Here is a 1,281-nt window from a genome sequence, read left to right as displayed (position 1 = left end):
GTTTACGGAACAGCCACTCTTGAAAAAACAAACTATAAATTTAATACAACTTCTGGGGAATGCTATTATGCACTCCTCTCTGCTGGAAATATAAATCAATACACAATCGGAGCTTATCAAGCCTGTGAAGTAGTGGCATTATATAATGGATTGATTGCATTAGGAAAGACAAACTCCAAATCTATTCAACAAACTATCAATACACTCCCTCGTAATATCAATCCAAATTTGGGTTATTCTGGTAATCCTTGGGATGCTTCTGCTGTCAATTTTCCTTACAACGGCTATGTTATCTGGGCTACAGCTCTCACTTCATTTGCCAAAAGCTATGCTGCTACTGCCCAAAATATTTCTGGTACGAGTTTAGTCAATATGGAAAAACAGGCGCTCAAAGGTCGTCCAATAGTTATCTGGGGAACGCTCAATATGGCGAAAGCGCATATCGTAAATTCAAACTATTATGGTGGTCATGAGTTAAGTAACAGTCATACTTACCTCATTGATGGTTACAATGCACAAACTAATCAATTTCACATCACTGATTCTATCTATGGAAAATATTGGAAAGATACTTCTACCGTAGTAAAGGCTTATTACAGTAATAACTCATTCGCACTACTCCTTTAATCTAATCAAAACAAAAAGCGTGAATTACCTTTATAGAGAACACGCCTTTTTATTTTATTTTGGTACTACCGACCATAAAGGAAAACCTGCATCATGATCATCTGGAAGTTGTGATGGATGTTTCCAAAGTTTATCCACTGATTGCAAACCTGTTAATTTCCCGAGTGGGTCATAAATTGTGGTATAACCTTTTTGATAGCCAAATAAAACAACAAAGTGAGAGATATTAGGATAAGAATATAACCATTCCATTCCGTAAATAACAGGTTTACCTAATTTTAGTTCTGTAATAAGTTGGCTCTCTGTTGTAATGTTCTTGTAACCAAGGTCGTAGTAATCCAATGTTGACAGCAGGGTTAGACCATCAATTCCATCAGCTCCTGGGTAAGCCGGATTATATTTATTATAGGTTCCAACATGATTAGCTACACGGGCAACTGTTGGCGGAGTCACACTTGTACCATATCCGTTCAATATCATCGTAATTGATGTTGGTCCACAGCCTTCTGGAGCAAGTGTTGAATCTCCAACTTGCGTATTTGCCCAGCGAGAATCGTTTTGATGGAAAAGCACTGGACTAAAGATACGCGTCAATATACCCGAGTTTATTGAAAAATACTGCATTCTATTATTAATATTTTTCCATCCAACACT

The 1,281-nt window shown here is 37.2% G+C and carries 2 protein-coding genes; one reads left to right on the top strand and one right to left on the bottom strand.

Annotated elements, in window-relative coordinates:
• The coding region (locus ABT112_RS35220) for a C39 family peptidase (protein WP_095348783.1) at positions 1-627 on the top strand (627 nt) is incomplete at its 5' end.
• A gap of 54 nt (positions 628-681) precedes the next feature.
• On the opposite strand, the gene ABT112_RS35215 is transcribed toward ABT112_RS35220, so the two are convergent.
• The coding region (locus ABT112_RS35215) for a C39 family peptidase (RefSeq protein ID WP_143461113.1) at positions 682-1,281 on the bottom strand (600 nt) is incomplete at its 5' end.

Source organism: Streptomyces sp. NPDC002055 (assembly GCF_040296705.1).
In the GTDB taxonomy this organism is placed as follows: domain Bacteria; phylum Actinomycetota; class Actinomycetes; order Streptomycetales; family Streptomycetaceae; genus Streptomyces.
Note: the sequence above shows the minus strand (reverse complement) of the source record. Positions and strands in the feature narration are given on the sequence as shown.